We start from the raw sequence: 16,932 nt of genomic DNA on the forward strand, positions 1-16,932 counted from the left end.
ATCATTCCTCTCGTTGGGTCTCGATCCGCCTGACTGTGATCCCGGGCGCGCCGTTGATCCCGGACTGGCCGGAGATGACCGACCGGACGAGGCGCGCCGCCGGCTCGACGGCGGCCGCGACCGGTGGCGAGAGCCCGACCTGGTGATCCACCGAGGCCGGCTCGCAGCCGACCAGCAGCACCCGGTCGAGATGCCCTCCGAGCGTGTCGACCAGGTCGAGGACGACGTCCGGACGCATCCCGTGCGCGTCGACCTCGGATGGCGCCCGCACGTCGGTCAGGTCCACGAGGGACACCGTGCCTGGTTCGTACCCGCGTCCGAGCGCGTCGACGAGCACCACCGTCGAATAACCGCCGGAGCACAGGTCGAAGGCCAGGTGCAGCCCGCTGGTCCCGTAGTCGGCGATGGTCACCCGCGGCGGCGGGCCGGTGCGCCGCAGGTGGCGGGCGACCTGCACGCCGAAGCCGTCGTCGCCGAGCAGTATGTTGCCGACGCCGGCCACCAGCGTGCTCACTGGTTCACCATCCAACTCATTGCCGCTCCAGCTCGTCAGGGGTGAAGTACAGGAAGCGACCGAATTCCCGGCGCAGGTCCGCGCCGGGGTCGTCGTCCAGGGTCACCGCCACATGGGTCCGGCCGTCCACGTCGTGCAGGACGGCGGCGACGGTGGCGGCGCGGCCGTCGACGAACATGTCCTGCGCGTCGCTGCCGGTCGCGGCCCCGCCCGCCAGACCGGCCAGCGGGCCGGTCAGCATCCGTCCGGGCCGGGGTCGCAGCCGCACCGCGCTGCCCACCGCCGGCTCCGCGCCCGGTGTCGCGTCTGGTGCCGGGCCCGGAGCCGGCGGTGGGGTGACCCGGCCGCGGCCGTGCAGCTTCTCGGCCATCGCCGGGGCGAGCTCCGCGACGGATGCGAGCAGCTCGGCGGCCCGCGGATCGCCCGTGCGCGCCGCCAGCTTCTCCGCCTCGGTGAGCGTGGACGTCCGCAGGGCCAGCATCTCGTCGATCTCGGTGGCGTCGCAGAACGCGGCCGGGCTCTCCGCCGCGATCTCGGGATGGTCAGGCAGGATGATCGGCGCGGCAAGCACCGTGTCCGAGCGGCCCGGGTGGTCCGGGCGGCCGAGGAGCGCCGGCCACAGCCGCTCGTTGACGCAGGCCCGCGCGGCGTCCGCCGCCCACTCCGGCGGGTCGGCCAGCGAGAGGAAACAGCCGCCGTACGCCCGTGCCACCACCTGGACGGCGACGAACGCCCGGCCCAGCGCCGCGTCCCGGTCGGCGGGCGGCTGGCCAGGCCGGACGGAGACGTTGCGGACGGTGGCGCGGATCTGGTACCCGCCGTAGGGGCCGGGCAGCGCCTGCGCGCCGAGCAGCAGTTCGCCGCGTCCCGGTTCCGGCCCGCCGAGCACCAGGCCCCGCCGGACGGGCTCGCCCGCCAGCTCGCCGACCCGCACCGAGAGCGCCCCCGCCGCGTCGCCGCGGGCGCCGCCGCCCTCCCACAACCACCGGGCACCGATCCGGAGCGTCGTGCCCGGGCCGCCGTCCAGGAGGAACTCGGTGCGGGCGGCGGAGTGCTCGCCGGTGCCCGCCGCGGCGAACGCCGGCGGCATCAGCACGCCGAACTGCCAGTGGTGGCGGTTCTTCAGCGCGTCCTCCCGGTATGGGTAGAGGAGGTATCCCTCGTAGAGGACGGTGTCGGAGACCGCCCGCGCCGCGTCGTCGAGGAAGCCGACCGGGTCGTGGGAGCTCATCGTGCCGCTCCGGACAGCAGGGAGGTGATCGCGGCGTCCGCGGTCGGGATGGCGCGGTCCAGCCGGTACCGCGCGAGGGCGTCGACGGTGCGCCGGTCCAGCCGCAGCCACGCCTCGCCGGGGAAGTACATGTCGACCAGCTCCCGCCAGGTTGCGACCGGCAGCCGGTAGCCGGCCTCCAGATGCCAGGGCACCTGCTCGACCTGCAGGCCGTTCGGGCCGATCCCGAACACCGTTCCGCTGAACATCAGCCGCAGCGGGATCACCCCGTCGCGCAGCGAGCCGAAGTACCGCCCGGACGCGACCTCGAGGTCGTAGCCGCAGGGCACGGCGAGCTCGGTCTCGGTGGAGCCGGTGAAGCCCGATACCACCGTGGAGACGGTGGCGAACTGGATCGGGTGCGGCGGGCCCGGGCCCGTCCCGAACAGGTGGGTGAGCGCGCGGGACTCGACGGGGTCGTAGCGCCGGGCGCCCGGGTCGATGCGGATCTGGCAGCGCAGCGCCAGCGCGTGCAGCCGCTCGCCGCCGCGTTCGGCGATGCGCAGCCGGAAAAGCAGCGTCGGGGCCGCCGCGTAACGCTGCGGCGAGACGTCGAGGCAGTCGAAGCTCAGGTCAGCCATCGCGGGCCCCAGCCCTGCCGTCAGGCGAATCTGCTCGGCTGTCCGGCGAATCCGTTCCGCTGTCCGGTGCGTCCGTGTCGCTGTCGGGTGAGCCCGCTCTGCGGCGGGCGTCGGCGAGGAAGTCGGCGAGCCGCTGCCGGGCCTGCGTGCCGCCATCGAAGCCGCGCCAGTGCAGCCGCAGCTCGCCGACCAGCCGGTAGCAGGCGTCGATCGGCAGCAGGTAGCCGCTCTGGCCGTCCCGTGTCGTGTGCACGAGCAGGCCCTCGACCTCGGGGGTGAGCTGCCAGCCTACCGCCGCGGCCAGATCGGCGCCGAAGCCGCCGGCCGTTGTGCTGGCCGGCAGCTCGCAGTGCGTGGCGCCTCCCGGGCTCGGGTAGAACGCGCCCACCGCCCCGTCGTGGATCACGAAGAAGGCCAGCCCGACAGGGATGCCCGCCGCCGCGAGCAGCTCGGCCCCGGTGGGGAAGGCCGCGGCGAACAGGTACCTCGTCGGCACCGCCCGGTAGCGGCCGCCGCCGGCGCCGGCCCGGGTGAACAGCAGCCGGCAGCCGGGACACGAACAGAGGATGGAGCGGGTGTCCAGGTCGGTGATGTGCCCGTGCTCCTCGGCGATCCGCTCGCCGCAGAGCTCGCAGCGCGCGGCGCCGGGGCCGGTGCCGGGCGCGAGGTAGCGGCGCAGCGTCGCGGTCACGAGGCGCTCAACACGACGACGGGGAGCAGGGCTCGCCCCGCGGCGAGGTCGCCCGGCGGGGTGGCCCCGGCCCCCTCGACCAGCACGGTCACCTCGGGGGCGGCCGTCTCGACGGCGTCCTCGACCGCGGCGACCACCGTCGGGCCGGGCGGTCGGCCCGACGAGCGGACGGTGACGACCGGATCTTCCTCCGTGCCGGTGATCTCGAAGCGGAGGGTGCGTGCCCCGGGGAGCTCCCCGAGCCGCGCGAAGGCCTCCTCGACCCGGCGCCGGGTGCTCACCGGGTGCAGGCCGTGCATGGCCAGCAGCGCCCCGAGGTGGGGCTCCGCCGCGAAGGCCCGCACGTTCTCCGCGCCCGCGATCGCCGTGAGCTGGGCCAGGCCCGCCCCGTAGAACTCCATCAGTGCTCGGACGATCTCCTCGGCCAGCACCCTGGTCCGGCTGTCGCCCAGCTGCTCCATCCGGGTGAGCAGGTCGTCCACCCGGGCCGCCGCCGCGCGCGGGTCGACCGAGTTCCGCGGGCCAGCCGATTCGCGCTCGGCCGGGGCCCGTGGGCCGGCCGTGCCCCGGGGGTCCGTGCTCGCGACCGCCGTCTCCACTGCCATCGTGATCACCCGGCGGGGGTGAAGGCGTGCGGGGTGTGGACGACGTCCAGCGTGCGCCCGGCGCCGGTGTGCATGTGCACCCCGCAGGGCAGGCACGGGTCGAAGCTGCGGACAGTGCGCATGATGTCTATCCCCTTGAACGACTCCGGCGGGTTCTGCTCGAAGATCGGGGTGTTCTGCACCGCGTCCTCGTACGGGCCGGGCGTGCCGAACACGTCGCGCACGCTGGCGTTCCACGGCGTCGGCGGGTACGGGTGGTAGTTCGCGATCCGGCCGTCCCGGATGATCATGTGGTGCGACAGCACCCCGCGGACGGCCTCGGTGAACCCGCAGCTCACGGCCTCGTCGGGGACGTCGAAGGACTCCCACGTCTTCGAGTGGCCCGCCCGGACCTCGGCCAGCGCCTGCTCGGCGAAGTACAGCGCGCAGGCCGCCGCGTACGCCTGGAAGTAGGTGCGGGCGCGGTTGCGCTCCAGGGTGTTGCTCCAGCGGGGGATCGTCCACTCGTAGGTCCGCTCGCCGACCGTCGCCGACCTCGGCAGCGTGATCCGCACGCTGTGCCCGGTCGCGCGGACGTGGCCGATGTCGACCAGCCCGGACAGGGCCGTGCTCCACAGCCGGGCGATCGGACCGCCGCCGGTGTCGAGCGGCAGGTGGTCGATGCCGTCGAACCAGCGCGGCGACATCACCCACGAGTACTTGTCGTCGAAGTCGCGCCGGCTCGGGTGGGGGATGGTGGTCTGGTTCCACGGGTGCCGCCGGTCGACCGGGTTCCCCAGCGGGTCGTGGGTGACGAACAGCGGCTGGTCGTCCCAGTCGTCGTAGTACGAACTGCCCAGCAGGACGCGGATGCCGAGGTTGATGTCGACGAGGTTGTTCGTGACCAGGTTGCCGTCGACGACCACCCCCGGGGTGACGAACATGCTCCGGCCCCAGTCGGCCATGTTCCGGTAGGTGAAGTCGCACCGCTCCGGCTCGTTGAACGCTCCCCAGCAGCCGAGCAGGATCCGCCGCCGGCCGACCTCCTCGTAGCCGGGCAGCGCCTTGTAGAAGAAGTCGAAGAGATCGTCGTGCATCGGGACGACGCGCTTGAGGAACTCGATGTAGCGCATCAGCCGGGTGAGGTAGTCCGTGAACAGCTGGACGGAGGCCACCGTGCCCACGCCACCCGGGTAGAGCGTGGATGGATGGACGTGCCGCCCCTCCATCAGGCAGAACATCTCGCGGGTGAGCCGGCTCATCCCCAGCGCCTCGCGGTAGAACTCGCCCTCGATCGGGTTGAGGGCGTGCATGATGTCGCCGATGGTCCGGTACCCGTGCTCGTCGGCGTGCGGCGACTCGGTGGCCCAGGCCAGCTCGAGTACCTCAGGATTGGTCTCGCCGACCATCTTCTCGCAGTAGTCGACCCCCACCAGGTTCTCCTGGTAGATGCAGTGGTCGAACATGTACTCGGCGGCCTCGCCCAGATTGATGATCCATTCGGCGAGCGGCGGCGGCTTGACGCCGTACGCCATGTTCTGCGCGTACACCGAGCAGGTGGCGTGGTTGTCACCGCAGATGCCGCAGATCCGGCTGGTGATGAAATGGGCGTCGCGGGGGTCCTTGTCCTTCATGAAGATGCTGTAGCCGCGGAAGATGGATGACGTGCTGTGGCACTCGACCACCCTGCGCGCCGGCCAGTCGATCTTCGTGTAGACGCCGAGGCTTCCGACGATCCGGGTGATCGGGTCCCAGGACATCTCCAGCAGGCTGGCGCCTCGGGCATCGGTTCCCCTGTGCTCCGAGGTGGTCGTCATGTCAGCACCTTCTCCCGCGCGCGATCGTCGTCCTGGCCTGCGTGGACGTCCCGGCGCCGCCAGCGCGGTTCGACGTCCGCCTTACGCATCGTGATGGCGCGCAGTCTGCGGATGACCGCGCCGTACAGGCCGCTCGCGGTGGTCGAGATGTGGGCGCCGGGCGGCTCGTCCATGAACGGCATGAAACGGTCCGGGAAGCCCGGCATCGTGCATGCGATGCAGATCCCGCCGACGTTCGGGCAGCCGCCCACCCCGTTGATCCAGCCGCGCTTGGGGACGTTGCACTTCACCACCGGGCCCCAGCAGCCGATCTTCACCAGGCACTGCGGGGTGCCGTACTCCGTGGTGAACTGACCTTCCTCGTAGTACCCGGCCCGGTCGCAGCCCTGGTGCACGGTGGCGCCGAACAGCCAGCGCGGGCGGAGCTGGTCGTCGAGGGGGATCATCGGCGCCTGCCCGCTCGCCTGGTAGAGCAGGTAGGTGATCGTCTCCGACAGGTTGTCCGGCTGGACGGGGCAGCCCGGAACGCACACGATCGGGATCTGCGCCTTCGACTTCCAGTCCCAGCCGAGATAGTCGGGCACCCCCATCGCCCCGGTCGGATTCCCGGCCATCGCGTGGATGCCGCCGTAGGTGGCGCACGTTCCCGCGGCGAGGATCGCCAGCGCCTTCGGCGCGAGCCGGTCGAGCCAGGTGCTGGTCGTCACCGGCTGGCGGGTCACCGGGTCGTTCCCGAAACCGCTCCAGTAGCCGCCGTTCGTGATCAGGTCCTCGTTCGGAATGGACCCCTCGACGACCAGGACGAACGGATCGAGCTCGCCGTGGTCGGCCCTGCGGAACCAGTCGATGAAGGTGTCGGCGCCCTGCTCCGGCCCGGACTCGAAATCGATGAGCGGCCAGTGGACGCTGACCTTCGGCAGGCCCGGCAGGGTGCCCAGAACGATGTCCTCGATGCTGGGCTGGGTGGCTGCGGTGAGCGCGACCGAGTCCCCGTCGCAGCTGAGTCCGGCGTTGATCCAGAGAATGTGGATCGGATCCTCGACTGTGGACACGGTTCTCCCACCCCTTCCGGTCGTTCACCGGTCATTCACACGACGGCGATCGCCTCCCCGGCGTGTACCAGGACGGTGTCGCCGGCCTGCGCCTGCACAAGCGCGATGCTGATCTCCTCGACGCCCGCCGACGCCCGCGCCAGGGCTAGCCTGCCCTCCTCCAGGCGGACGATCTCCATCTCGATCACGCCGTCGGAACAGGTCACGCAGGAGCCCGTCGTCGCGGCGGCCGGGTGGCCGGCGGCCAGATCGGTCAGCTCGCCGGCAGGGTGGCAGGGCGGGGCGCTCGGACCAGATACCTCAGCAGGGTCCTTGCAGCGCGTGTTCATGGGCTAACGGTACGTCTGTGGTGTGGGCGGCACCACCGGGCGCCGCGGGGCGCCTCGCCGGCACCCGGCCGCCTCGTCCGGGCGGCGGGCCATACCCTCGAGGCATGGTCTTCGCCCGGTTGCGTGATCTTGTCGCCGGCGGTGGCGTCGCGGTGCTCACCGGAGCGGGGATGTCGACCGACTCGGGAATCCCTGACTATCGGGGGCCGAACGGCTCGCTGCGCCAGCACACGCCGATGACCTACCAGCAGTTCAACCGGGACCAGGCGGCCCGGCGCCGGTACTGGGCGCGCAGCCACCTCGGCTGGCGCCACGTCGCCGGGGCGCGCCCCAACACCGGGCACCGCGCTCTGGCGGAACTGGAGGCCGCGGGCCTGCTCGACGGCGTCATCACCCAGAACGTCGACGGGCTGCACCGGGCCGCCGGGTCGCTCCGGGTCATCGACCTGCACGGCGAGCTCGCCCGGGTCCGCTGCCGGGCCTGCGGGGCGCTCAGCGCGCGGGCCGAGCTCGACCGCCGCCTGCGCGCGGCGAACCCGGGCTTCGCTGCCGGGGTGGCCGCCGCGTCGCCGCTCGGCGCCGAGGTCAATCCGGACGGCGACGTCACCCTCCCCGACGAGGCGATCGACGGTTTCGTCGTAGTGGGGTGCACCGGCTGCGGGGGCGACCTGGAGCCCGACGTGGTCTTCTTCGGCGCCACGGTGCCGCCGGCGCGGCTGGCGTCCGCGGTCGCGCTGGTCGAGAACGCCCGCGGGCTGCTCGTGCTCGGCTCGTCGCTGGCCGTCATGTCGGGCTACCGGTTCGTACTGCGGGCGGGAGAGCTCGGCATCCCGGTCGGGATCGTGAACCAGGGCCCGACCCGCGGCGACGCGCGGGCGGAGTTCACCGTCGACTCGCCACTGGGCGCCGTCCTGCCCCGCCTCGCCGCCGAGCTGCTCGGCGCGGCCGCCTGATGGCCACTGATGCGGATCACCCCGTCGGGGATCGCGCGGAGCTGACCCTGCGCGCCGCCGGGCCGGGTGACGTCGCCGCGCTTGTCGAGCTGATCGAGTCCGCGTACCGGGGCGAGCGCAGCCGGGTTGGCTGGACCACCGAGGCCGACCTGCTGGGCGGCCAGCGCACCGACCCGGAGATGCTCGCCGCCGCGCTCGCCGAGCCCGACATCCGGATGCTCCTCGCGCTCGGCCCGGCCGGGGAGCCGGTCGGCTGCTGCCAGCTCCAGCGGCGCCCGGACGGCGCCTACTTCGGCATGTTCGCCGTCCAGCCGGACATCCAGGGGCAAGGGATCGGGGACCGTCTGCTCACCGCCGCGGAGGCACTCGCCCGCGACGAGTGGGCGGCGGCCCGGATGGAGCTGTACGTCATCTCGCTGCGCGCCGAGCTGATCGCCTGGTACGAGCGGCGCGGCTACCGGCGTACGGACCGCCACGAGCCCTTCCCCTACGGGGACACCCGGTTCGGCGTGCCGCTGCGCGACGACCTGGTCTTCGCCGTCCTGGAGAAGGACCTCGGCCACCGGGTCGACGTCGGCGGCCTCGCGCTGCACGTCGAGACCTGGACGGGCCAGGCGCACTCATCCACCCCGCTGCTGCTCCTGCACGGCATCGGTGGGAGCACCAGGGACTGGGCCGGGGTGTCCCGCGAGCTCGCCGGCGCCGTGTCGAGCCGGGTCGTGGCCTACGACCACCGCGGCCACGGAACCAGCGGGCGGGCGGCCCGCCCGGAGTACACCTTCGACCACCTCGTCCGCGATCTCGAGACCGTCGTCGCGACGCTGGAGCTGGCGCCGCTGCACCTGCTGGGGCATTCGATGGGCGGGGTGGTCGCGCTCCGGTACGCGCTGGCCCACCCCGAGGCCGTCCGGTCGCTGATCCTGATGGACACCGCCGCGGCGCCGGCGGCGGGTGATCATCTGCTGTCCCGGCTGGGCATGGGCGCGCTCATGGAGGGCATCGCCGCCGCGACCGCGCTGCTGGGGCACGGGGACCACGCCGACCCCGCCGCCCTCGCCGCCTTCGGCCACGAGCTCAACGCCTACCCCTCGATGATCGACCGGCTGGGCGAGATCCGCTGCCCCACGACGGTCATCGTCGGCGAGCGGGACGTCCTGCTGCGTGGTGCCGCGCGGGATCTGGCCGGCGCCATCGAGGGTGCCCGGCTCGCGGTGATCGCCGGTGCCGATCACAACCCGCAGGCCAGTCACCCACAGGCCTGGCTCAGCGCGGTGGAGCGGCACGCCGCCTTCTGAGAACCGCGGCCATTCATTTTCCGGCCCGGTGGCGGTGGCCGCGGTTGGCAGTGTCCACGGTCACGGGTTCTTCGCACGCCAGAATTTAGGACGTACTGAGATTTCGGGGCGGGACGGTGGCCTGCTTGGCAGCCCCTGTTCGGTCAATGGAGAATGGGTTCATGGCCGCTGGCGAAGATCCGCATCTGTCGTTGGTACGACTTGTCGAGCCCACCCCGCCGGACGGCTGCGGAGAGTGTCTGCGGGTCGGTTCGCAATGGGTGCACCTCAGGCTGTGTCTCACATGTGGCAATGTGGGGTGCTGCGACTCCTCTCCGTCGCGGCACGCCCGTGCCCATGCGCACACCCACGAGCACCCCATCGTCCGCTCGTACGAACCGGGCGAGGACTGGCGCTGGTGCTACGTCGACGAGGCCTACGTCTAGCGGGCACGGCTGCCTAGCGGGCACGGCTGCTTGGTCGGGCCCCACCTCCGCCGGGCCCGCCCCCTGGAAGAGGAGCGGGCCCACCGACCCGGGTGGGCTAGCGGCCGACCGGATGGTGCTGGTGGCGGCTCGCCCACAACGGCGCGACGAGCGCGACCAGGGCGACGGCGACGCCGACCTGAAGAATGTGTCGAATCCAGTCGATGCCCGACGTGTTACGCACGCCGATTGCACTGGCGATCACGTTTCCGACCAGGGCGCCGACTATACCGATGACCACGGTGAGCCAGACTGGGATATCCTGCCGCCCGCGCAGGATGAGCCGCGCGAGAAGACCGATGACGAGACCTGCCAGCACAATCCAAATAATTTGAAACACGACGGACGGCCCCCTGGGTCGGATGATGAGTACCCCTTGGGTGTCCCCTCCTCGCAGGCCTCGCAAACTGTGTCGTCGACCAGACAGGAATAATACGGATGACGTTGATGGCGGAACGCAGTGAGAACGGTGCGCCGTTCGACACGGGTGTTCGGCTGCTTGCGCCGGACGGCACTCTCGTCGACGACCCGCGTTTCACTGTGCGTGCCGACTCCCGGCAGACGGAGTCGTTCTACCGGGAGATGGTGCGGGCGCGCCGCCTCGACGAGGAGGCCACGGCGCTGCAACGCCAGGGCGAACTGGTCCTGTGGATTCCGCTGCGGGGCCAGGAGGCCGCCCAGGTGGGCTCGGCGGCTGCCGCCGAGCCGGCGGACTTCCTCTTCCCCAGCTATCGCGAGCATGCCGTGGTCTGGCACCGCGGCATCCCCCCGGTCGAGGCGCTGCGCCTGCTGCGGGGCGTCACGCACGGCGGCTGGGATCCCGAGGCGTACAACGTGGCCAACTACGTGCTCGTGCTGGCGTCGCAGACCCTGCACGCGGTGGGCTACGGCCTGGGCGTCCGCCTCGACGGCGCAGCCGGCCAGGTGGTGATGGTCTACCTCGGTGACGGCGCGATGAGCCAGGGCGACGCGAACGAGGCGTTCGTCTGGGCCGCGAGCTTCGGCGCGCCGGTGGTGTTCTTCTGCCAGAACAACCAGTGGGCGATCTCCACACCCAGCGCGCGCCAGTCACCCGTGCCGCTGGCACGCCGCGCGGCGGGCTTCGGCTTTCCGGGCGTGCGGGTGGACGGCAACGACGTGCTGGCGGTGCATGCGGTGACCACCTGGGCCCTGGAGCACGCCCGCTCGGGTCAGGGCCCCGTCCTGATCGAGGCGAACACCTACCGGATGGCGCCGCACACGACGTCCGACGACGCCAGCAGGTACCAGGAGGCCGCCGAGGTCGCGGCGTGGCGGGCGCGCGACCCGATCGACCGGGTCGCGCTGCTGCTCGGCCACACGCACGACCCGGCCTGGTTCGAGGGTGTGCGGGCGGAGGCGGAGGAAGCCGCGGCCACGCTGCGCCGGGAGTGCCTGGCCCTGCCCGACCCGGCCCCGCGGACCCTGGTGGATCATGTGCTGGTGGGTGGCTCCGCGCTACTTCGGGAGCAGCGGGGTGAGATCTGGGAGGGTTGACGCCGTGATAGACGTTGAGCTTCGCGGCGTGTCCGACCCCCGGCCCGCGGCCGGCGAGAGCCCCCAGCCCGACCAGCCAACCGCCGATCAGAGCACAGAGCAGAGCACCGCGCGCACTGGCGAGCGCCCCGGCGACCCCCAGATCGCCGTGGTGCGGATCGACCGGCCCGAGCGCCGCAACGCGCTGGACACCGAGCACTGCCTCGGCCTGCGCGCCGGCATCGGCCGGGTGCTGGACGCCGGTGTCCGTGCCGTGGTGCTCACCGGCTCCGGGACGAGCTTCTGCGCCGGCGCGGATCTCGACCAGGTCTACGGCGAGGCCTTCACCGACGCGCTCTACGGAGCGCTGCACGCGCTTACCGGCGCGCCCGTCCCGGTGATCGCCGCCATCAACGGGCCGGCCATCGGCGCCGGGCTGCAGCTCGCGCTCGCCGCGGACCTGCGTGTCGCCGTCGAGGAGGCCTCGTTCGCGGTACCGACGGCGCGGCTCGGCCTGTCGGTGGACCCGTGGACGCTGCGCCGGCTGGCCGAGCTGGCCGGCGGCGGCGTGGCCCGCGCCATCGTGCTGGGCTGCGAGAGCGTCCCGGCGCGCCGGGCCTTCGAGCTGGGCCTGGTCCAGCGCGTCGGCGGGCTCGACACCGCCCTCGCCTGGGCCCGGGAGATCGCCGGCCTCGCGCCGCTGACCCTCGCCTACTCCAAGCGCGCGTTCAACGCGGCCGCCGACCCCGAGGCGGTGCGTCCCGGTGAGGTGATGGCCGCCTACCAGGCATGCTGGACCAGCGAGGATGCGCAGGAGGGCCGCCGGGCCCGGAGCGAGAAGCGCGCACCGGTCTTCCAGGGCAAGTAGCTGACAGCCGGCCGCGTCAGGCGGGCGAGGAGACGGGGGACGGTGGTCGCGATGGCGAAGTTCGAGACACGCAATCCGGCGACGGACGAGGTCATCGGGACCTATTTGGCGATGTCCGCCGACGACGTGGCGGCGAGCGTGCGGTCGGCCAGGGCCGCCGCGGGGCAGTGGCGGGCCGCGGGCTTCGCGGGCCGCCGTGCCGCCCTGCTGCGCTGGGACGCCTGGCTCGCCGCCCACGACCGCGACCTGATCGAGCTCATACACCTGGAGAACGGGAAACCGGAGATCGACGGCCGGCTCGAGCTCCTCCTGGCCTGCGAGCAGCTGCGCTGGGCGGCGCGCAACGCGCACCGGGTCCTGCGCGCCCGCCGGGTCCGCACCGGGCTCGTGCTGGCCAACCACAAGGCCCGCATCGACCACCTGCCCTACGGCGTGGTCGGCGTGATCGGCCCGTGGAACTACCCGGTCCTGACACCGATGGGGTCCATCGCCTACGCGCTGGCCGCGGGCAACACCGTCGTCTTCAAGCCCAGCGAGCTCACGCCCACCGTCGGCGTGTACCTCGCCGAGGCGTTCGCCGCCGCGAACCCGGACCTGCCCCCCGGCGTGTTCACCGCGGTGACCGGGCTCGCCGAGACCGGGGCGGCGCTGTGCACGGCCGGCGTCGACAAGATCGCCTTCACCGGCTCGGCGTCGACGGCGCGGCGGGTCATGGCCACCTGCGCCGAGACGCTGACCCCCGTCGTCGTCGAGTGCGGCGGCAAGGACGCTGCGATCGTCGCGGAGGACGCCGACCTGGTCGCCGCGGCACGCGCGGTGGCCTGGGGGGCGACGTCGAACGCCGGCCAGACCTGCGCCGGGGTGGAGCGCGTCTACGTCGTCGCCGGTGTCCGGGACGCCTTCCTCGCCCAGCTGCGCCGCGTCCTCGCCGACATCCGGCCCGGGTCGGACGCCGGCGCCGACTACGGCCCGATGACACTGCCCCGCCAGAGCGAGGTCGTCCGCCGCCACCTCGACGACGCGCTCGCCCGCGGCGGGACGGCGCTGCTCGGCGGCCCGGAGTCGGTGCGCGCGCCGTACATCGACCCGATCGTGCTCGTGGACGTCCCCGAGGACAGCGCGGCCGTGCGCGAGGAGACCTTCGGGCCGATGATGACCGTGCGCACCGTCGCCGACGTCGACGAGGCCGTCGCCCTGGCGAACGGCACCGCCTACGGCCTCGGCGCGACCGTGTTCTCCCGGGCCCGCGGCGAGGAGATCGCCGCGCGTCTCGATGCCGGGATGGTCTCGGTCAACGCGGTGCTGTCGTTCGCGGCGATCCCGGCGCTGCCGTTCGGCGGGAGCGGCGACAGCGGGTTCGGCCGGGTCCACGGCGCCGCCGGCCTGCGGGAGTTCGCCCGGCCGCGCTCGGTGGCCACCCGCCGGGTGGGCCTGCCCTGGGTCAACGCGGCCAGGTTCAACCCTGTCCCGGGGACGTCCGCGGTGCTGCGGTGGCTCATCCGGCTCCGTCACGCTGTGGGGGGTCACGGGGCGGGACGCCCAGACGCGGGCCGGCGCGATCCGTCGGGCCAGGGCCAGGGCCGTCGGTCGGCGCGAGCAGCCAGGTGAGCAGCTGGCGGGTGACGCCGGGGACGGCCGGCAGCCCCAGCTTCGCCCGCAGACCCGCCAGCACACCCGCCTCGACCGGCTGCCCGCGCAGCGCGAGTACCAGTGCCGCGCGCTCCCGCTCGTCCAGCCGGAGCAGATCCGGCGCGCGTTCCGGCCGGGTCACCAGCCGGCGGGCGACGTCGCCGTCGACGACGATCTCGCCCCGCACCAGCCGGCTCAGCGTCGAGCGCAGGACGTAGCGCTGGGTGATGTTGGACTTGAGTGCGTAGCCGGTCCCCGGCAGCGCCCCGCCGAGCAGCTCGGCGGCGTAGGGGGCCTCGTCGTCGGCGGAGAACACCAGCACCGCCGCGTCCGGGCGGAACGCCTTGATCCGCCGCGCGGTGCGCAGCCCCTCGTCGGTGCCGGTGGGCGGCATCCGCATGTCGACCAGGGCGACGTCCACCGGGGCGGTGGCGGACGCGGCCATCACCACCGAGACCAGGTCGTCGCCGCGTTCCACCACGGCGACGACGTCCACGCCGAGGCTGGTCAGCAGCGCCCGCAGGCCCTCGCGAAAGTGCGGGCTGTCGTCGGCGATCGCTACCCGCACGGGACCGTCACCCGGGTCGTGGTGGCGCCGCCGGCGACACCGCGTACGGCGACCCAACCGCCCAGCGCCCGGGCGTGGTCGGCGGCGGCGCGCACCCCGCCGGCCACCGGCACCGCGCAGGTGACCTCGCCGACGAGCATCGCGCCCTCGGCGCGCACCTCGACCCGGGCGGCCCCCCACGCTCTCCTGCCCGCCGTCGGCCCCACCGCGGCCGGTTCCGCCACCGGCCCCACCGCCAGCTCTGACACCACCGGCCCCGCCGTGGCCGGCTCCGGCATCCCCGCGGCCGTGTCCGGCGGTGGAGCCGCGGCGGCGGCCGCGATGGCGCGCAGCGCGGCGGCGAGCGCCGCGTACATCGCCCGCTCGGCCGTCGCGTCGAAGCGGCCGGCGGGCACCCGCAGCAGGCTCGGGCCGCCCAGCCCCAGCCCCGCGGCGAGACTCTCCAACGCCGGGAGCAGGCCGTCCCGCTCCAGGACGGCGGGATGGGCCTCCCGGGCGATGCCGGCGAGCTCGCCGTGCGCCGCGCGCAGCCCCTCGCCGATCTCCGCCAGGGCCCGCGCGGTGGCCGGTTCCGACACCGTCCGGGCGACGTCCCCCGCCGCCGCGGCGAGCTCGGCCAGGCGCCGGCGGACGCCGTCGTCCAGCTCCCGCCCGACCAGCGCCCACTCGTGGGCCTGCGTGCGCGCGGCCCGCCGGCGTTCCTCACCCAGGCGGACGAGCTGCGCGCGCAGGCCGCTCTGCGCCCGCGCCTGCTCCAGCGCCGCGGCCGCCGCGGCCAGCGCCGCCGTCACCTGCCGCCGGTGGCGGCGCAGGGCGGGATCGATGCTCAGCACCGCGACCGGCGCGCCGGCCGCGGACCGCACCGGGACGTACCAACGCTGTTCCGGGCCCGGCCGGTCCGACCGTTCCCCCCGGTGGTCCTCCGGGGGGAGGCCCACCACCTGGCCGTGCAGATCCACCAACACCTCCGTGTCCGTCTGGCGGCATGTGCCCGGCTGGCGGTAGTAGACCTCGAGGGTGGCGTCGCGCAGCAGGGCCCGCAGCGCCGCCCGCACCGACGCCGGTGTCGGCGACCCGATCTCCCGGCCGAACCGGTCGGCGGTCGTCGCCAGCAGCAGCCGGCGGCGGGCGCCGACGGCGAGCAGCACGACGGGGGCGACGATCGACGCGGCCCCCTGCAGAGCGACCGCGTCCTCGATGCGGCCCAGCTCGGGTTCGGCCATCAGGCCCGGGTAGGTCACCGCGGCGACGAGCGCCACGAAGCCCGCCGAGAGCAGCACCGGACCGGCGACGACCCGCTCCAGGCCCCGCGCCGCCCGGATCCGGGCGACCGCCAGCAGCACGAACGTCACGGGCACCAGGACGTAGATGACGAGCAGGACGTCCAACGCCGCCTCGAAACGGGCCCGGCCGACGAGCAACGGCGCGGGCCACAGCACACCGTCGGTGAAGCCGTTCCAGGACGGCCGGGAGATGACGACCGTCAGCACCTGCCCGCCCAGCAGGATCACCGCCGCGGACGTGACCCACCACCGGTCGGCCCGGCCGCGCAGGGTGTTCCCCGGGTAGAGCAGCAGCCCCCAGGCGTAGGCCAGCCAGCAGGCGGACTGGCCTAGGACGGCGATCAGCGGCAGCGGGCCGACGTCCCAGCTCATCAGCCAGGTCAGCGGGCAGCACAGGCCGCCGAGGGCCAGCAGCGCCCCACACCGGCGTGACGACGGGGCGCCGCGCAGCAGCATGCCGGCGACGACCAGCACCACCGCCACGCCCACGTTCGGGACGGTGGCCAGCCGGTGGCGCTCCCAGTACGGCCACCCGGCGGCAACGGTCGCCGCGGCCACGAGCAGCGTCGTGGCCGCCGTCGAGGCGGCGAGCCGCGCCGTCGCGGAACGCCCGGAGCCGACCGGCATCCGTCAGGTGTACCCGAGCGAACGCGGGGTTTCCTACCGGATGTCCCCCGGAACGGGCCCGGGTTATCCCGGTGCGTGACCGGGCCGTCCGGGGGACGTGAGAAAATCCGGTGTGCGTGTTGCGATCGCCGAGGACAGCGGACTCATCCGGGAGGCGCTCAGCGTTCTGCTCGCGACCATCGGGGTGGAGGTCACCGCCTCCGTGCCGACCGGGACGGAGCTGCTCGCCGTCGTGCGGGACGCCCCGCCCGACGTCGCGATCGTGGACATGCGGATGCCCCCGACCAGGACCAACGAGGGGCTGCTGACGGCCCGCGCGCTGCGGCAGGCGCACCCGGGGATGGGCGTCCTGGTGGTCACCGCGCACGACGACGACCCGTTCGCCGCGGACCTGTTCGCCGGTGGCGCCGCCGGCATCGGGTACATGCGCAAGGACAACATCACCAACCGGCAGGCGTTGAAGGACGCCCTCGAGCGGCTCCGCGAGGGGCAGCCGGTCATCGACTCGCACATCGCCGCGCGGCTGCTCGCCGGCTACCCGCAGTCGCAGCGCCTGAGCGGGCTGTCGGAGCGCGAGCGCCGCATCCTCGAGCTGATGGCCCAGGGCCTGTCGAACAGCGGGATCGCCCAGCGGGTGCACCTGAGCCCGAAGACGGTCGAATCCCACATCGCGAGCATCTTCACCAAGCTGGGGCTGCGGCCGGAGCCAACCGAGAACCGCCGGGTGCTCGCCGTCCTGGCCTGGGCGGACGCCGCCCGCCACGGCTGAGCCCGCCGGCCACGACCGAGCCCTCAGCCCGCCGGCCACGCCTGCCGCCGGCCACCCGCCGGCGCCACGGTGGGCGGATTCGGTCGGCTCTGCGGGCCCGACCGCTTACACTCAGATGATCTTATCGTCGTCGTGCGAGGTGCC

18 protein-coding genes are annotated in these 16,932 nt (G+C 73.6%); 7 read left to right on the forward strand and 11 right to left on the reverse strand.

Annotated features, from left to right (window positions below; translation table 11 throughout):
- Position 1 precedes the first annotated feature (1 nt).
- Genes FRANEAN1_RS12205 through FRANEAN1_RS12240 form a run of 8 tightly spaced genes read right to left on the reverse strand, consistent with a single transcriptional unit; the run spans position 2 to position 6,838 of the window.
- Positions 2 to 514 (reverse strand): hydrogenase maturation protease, encoded by a 513-nt coding sequence (locus FRANEAN1_RS12205; RefSeq protein ID WP_020460082.1) that lies wholly within the window; start codon positions 512 to 514, stop codon positions 2 to 4.
- A 16-nt stretch (positions 515 to 530) separates the two neighbouring features.
- Positions 531 to 1,745: a hypothetical protein gene (locus FRANEAN1_RS12210; protein ID WP_020460083.1), complete on the reverse strand. Its 1,215-nt coding sequence runs from the start codon at positions 1,743 to 1,745 to the stop codon at positions 531 to 533.
- Positions 1,742 to 2,365 (reverse strand): DUF6084 family protein, encoded by a 624-nt coding sequence (locus tag FRANEAN1_RS12215; RefSeq protein WP_020460084.1) that lies wholly within the window; start codon positions 2,363 to 2,365, stop codon positions 1,742 to 1,744. The genes FRANEAN1_RS12210 and FRANEAN1_RS12215 overlap by 4 nt, the downstream gene beginning before the upstream one ends.
- Positions 2,358 to 3,056, reverse strand: coding sequence for a DUF5947 family protein (locus FRANEAN1_RS12220; protein WP_020460085.1), 699 nt, complete (start codon positions 3,054 to 3,056; stop codon positions 2,358 to 2,360). The genes FRANEAN1_RS12215 and FRANEAN1_RS12220 overlap by 8 nt, the downstream gene beginning before the upstream one ends.
- Positions 3,053 to 3,661 carry a hypothetical protein gene (locus tag FRANEAN1_RS12225; protein ID WP_020460086.1) on the reverse strand — a complete coding sequence of 203 codons (609 nt, stop codon included), beginning with the start codon at positions 3,659 to 3,661 and terminating at the stop codon, positions 3,053 to 3,055. The genes FRANEAN1_RS12220 and FRANEAN1_RS12225 overlap by 4 nt, the downstream gene beginning before the upstream one ends.
- Before the next feature lie 5 nt (positions 3,662 to 3,666).
- Positions 3,667 to 5,457 carry a nickel-dependent hydrogenase large subunit gene (locus FRANEAN1_RS12230; protein ID WP_020460087.1) on the reverse strand — a complete coding sequence of 597 codons (1,791 nt, stop codon included), beginning with the start codon at positions 5,455 to 5,457 and terminating at the stop codon, positions 3,667 to 3,669.
- On the reverse strand, positions 5,454 to 6,509 hold the full coding sequence (locus FRANEAN1_RS12235) for a hydrogenase expression protein HypE (RefSeq protein WP_020460088.1): 1,056 nt from the start codon (positions 6,507 to 6,509) through the stop codon (positions 5,454 to 5,456). Before FRANEAN1_RS12235 ends, FRANEAN1_RS12230 begins: the two co-directional genes overlap by 4 nt.
- 35 nt (positions 6,510 to 6,544) lie before the next feature.
- The gene (locus tag FRANEAN1_RS12240; RefSeq protein ID WP_020460089.1) at positions 6,545 to 6,838 is read right to left on the reverse strand and encodes a HypC/HybG/HupF family hydrogenase formation chaperone; all 294 of its coding nucleotides are present in this window, start codon (positions 6,836 to 6,838) and stop codon (positions 6,545 to 6,547) included.
- Positions 6,839 to 6,942: 104 nt separating this feature from the next.
- Between FRANEAN1_RS12240 and FRANEAN1_RS12245 the strand changes: the two genes are divergently transcribed.
- The 3 genes from FRANEAN1_RS12245 (at position 6,943) to FRANEAN1_RS38530 (ending at position 9,511) form a co-directional block, all read left to right on the forward strand.
- Positions 6,943 to 7,791 carry a Sir2 family NAD-dependent protein deacetylase gene (locus FRANEAN1_RS12245; RefSeq protein ID WP_020460090.1) on the forward strand — a complete coding sequence of 283 codons (849 nt, stop codon included), beginning with the start codon at positions 6,943 to 6,945 and terminating at the stop codon, positions 7,789 to 7,791.
- A complete protein-coding gene (locus FRANEAN1_RS12250) occupies positions 7,791 to 9,086 on the forward strand; it encodes an alpha/beta fold hydrolase (RefSeq protein WP_020460091.1) in 1,296 nt (431 codons plus the stop codon). The genes FRANEAN1_RS12245 and FRANEAN1_RS12250 overlap by 1 nt, the downstream gene beginning before the upstream one ends.
- 161 nt (positions 9,087 to 9,247) lie before the next feature.
- Complete coding sequence (locus FRANEAN1_RS38530; protein ID WP_020460092.1) at positions 9,248 to 9,511, forward strand: UBP-type zinc finger domain-containing protein; 264 nt, start codon at positions 9,248 to 9,250, stop codon at positions 9,509 to 9,511.
- A gap of 97 nt (positions 9,512 to 9,608) precedes the next feature.
- Here FRANEAN1_RS38530 and FRANEAN1_RS12255 read toward each other — a convergent pair whose 3' ends face one another.
- Entirely contained in the window at positions 9,609 to 9,890 is a 282-nt protein-coding gene (locus FRANEAN1_RS12255) for a GlsB/YeaQ/YmgE family stress response membrane protein (RefSeq protein ID WP_020460093.1), read from the reverse strand.
- Positions 9,891 to 9,997: 107 nt separating this feature from the next.
- On the opposite strand from FRANEAN1_RS12255, the gene FRANEAN1_RS12260 reads away from it, so the two are divergent.
- From FRANEAN1_RS12260 to FRANEAN1_RS12270, 3 genes are all read left to right on the forward strand, one after another.
- A complete protein-coding gene (locus FRANEAN1_RS12260) occupies positions 9,998 to 11,065 on the forward strand; it encodes a thiamine pyrophosphate-dependent enzyme (protein ID WP_041255795.1) in 1,068 nt (355 codons plus the stop codon).
- A gap of 142 nt (positions 11,066 to 11,207) precedes the next feature.
- Positions 11,208 to 11,912 (forward strand): enoyl-CoA hydratase, encoded by a 705-nt coding sequence (locus tag FRANEAN1_RS12265; RefSeq protein WP_041255796.1) that lies wholly within the window; start codon positions 11,208 to 11,210, stop codon positions 11,910 to 11,912.
- Between the two features lie 51 nt (positions 11,913 to 11,963).
- Positions 11,964 to 13,520: an aldehyde dehydrogenase family protein gene (locus FRANEAN1_RS12270; RefSeq protein WP_020460096.1), complete on the forward strand. Its 1,557-nt coding sequence runs from the start codon at positions 11,964 to 11,966 to the stop codon at positions 13,518 to 13,520.
- On the opposite strand, the gene FRANEAN1_RS12275 is transcribed toward FRANEAN1_RS12270, so the two are convergent.
- Positions 13,408 to 14,109, reverse strand: coding sequence for a response regulator transcription factor (locus FRANEAN1_RS12275; protein WP_020460097.1), 702 nt, complete (start codon positions 14,107 to 14,109; stop codon positions 13,408 to 13,410). The genes FRANEAN1_RS12270 and FRANEAN1_RS12275 overlap by 113 nt on opposite strands.
- Positions 14,100 to 16,019 carry a hypothetical protein gene (locus FRANEAN1_RS12280; protein WP_020460098.1) on the reverse strand — a complete coding sequence of 640 codons (1,920 nt, stop codon included), beginning with the start codon at positions 16,017 to 16,019 and terminating at the stop codon, positions 14,100 to 14,102. The genes FRANEAN1_RS12275 and FRANEAN1_RS12280 overlap by 10 nt, the downstream gene beginning before the upstream one ends.
- Before the next feature lie 112 nt (positions 16,020 to 16,131).
- On the opposite strand from FRANEAN1_RS12280, the gene FRANEAN1_RS12285 reads away from it, so the two are divergent.
- Positions 16,132 to 16,788: a response regulator transcription factor gene (locus FRANEAN1_RS12285; protein ID WP_020460099.1), complete on the forward strand. Its 657-nt coding sequence runs from the start codon at positions 16,132 to 16,134 to the stop codon at positions 16,786 to 16,788.
- Positions 16,789 to 16,932 lie beyond the last annotated feature (144 nt).

Source organism: Parafrankia sp. EAN1pec, assembly GCF_000018005.1.
Classification (GTDB): Bacteria; Actinomycetota; Actinomycetes; order Frankiales; family Frankiaceae; genus Parafrankia; species Parafrankia soli.

Excerpts from the sequence above, each read along its gene's own strand:
- FRANEAN1_RS12230 (WP_020460087.1), bottom strand. The coding sequence starts at position 5,457 with ATGACGACCACCTCGGAGCACAGGGGAACCGATGCCCGAGGCGCCAGC.
- FRANEAN1_RS12245 (WP_020460090.1), top strand. The coding sequence starts at position 6,943 with ATGGTCTTCGCCCGGTTGCGTGATCTTGTCGCCGGCGGTGGCGTCGCG.
- FRANEAN1_RS38530 (WP_020460092.1), top strand. The coding sequence starts at position 9,248 with ATGGCCGCTGGCGAAGATCCGCATCTGTCGTTGGTACGACTTGTCGAG.
- FRANEAN1_RS12210 (WP_020460083.1), bottom strand. The coding sequence starts at position 1,745 with ATGAGCTCCCACGACCCGGTCGGCTTCCTCGACGACGCGGCGCGGGCG.
- FRANEAN1_RS12280 (WP_020460098.1), bottom strand. The coding sequence starts at position 16,019 with ATGCCGGTCGGCTCCGGGCGTTCCGCGACGGCGCGGCTCGCCGCCTCG.
- FRANEAN1_RS12240 (WP_020460089.1), bottom strand. The coding sequence starts at position 6,838 with ATGAACACGCGCTGCAAGGACCCTGCTGAGGTATCTGGTCCGAGCGCC.
- FRANEAN1_RS12225 (WP_020460086.1), bottom strand. The coding sequence starts at position 3,661 with ATGGCAGTGGAGACGGCGGTCGCGAGCACGGACCCCCGGGGCACGGCC.
- FRANEAN1_RS12215 (WP_020460084.1), bottom strand. The coding sequence starts at position 2,365 with ATGGCTGACCTGAGCTTCGACTGCCTCGACGTCTCGCCGCAGCGTTAC.
- FRANEAN1_RS12270 (WP_020460096.1), top strand. The coding sequence starts at position 11,964 with ATGGCGAAGTTCGAGACACGCAATCCGGCGACGGACGAGGTCATCGGG.
- FRANEAN1_RS12250 (WP_020460091.1), top strand. The coding sequence starts at position 7,791 with ATGGCCACTGATGCGGATCACCCCGTCGGGGATCGCGCGGAGCTGACC.
- FRANEAN1_RS12260 (WP_041255795.1), top strand. The coding sequence starts at position 9,998 with ATGGCGGAACGCAGTGAGAACGGTGCGCCGTTCGACACGGGTGTTCGG.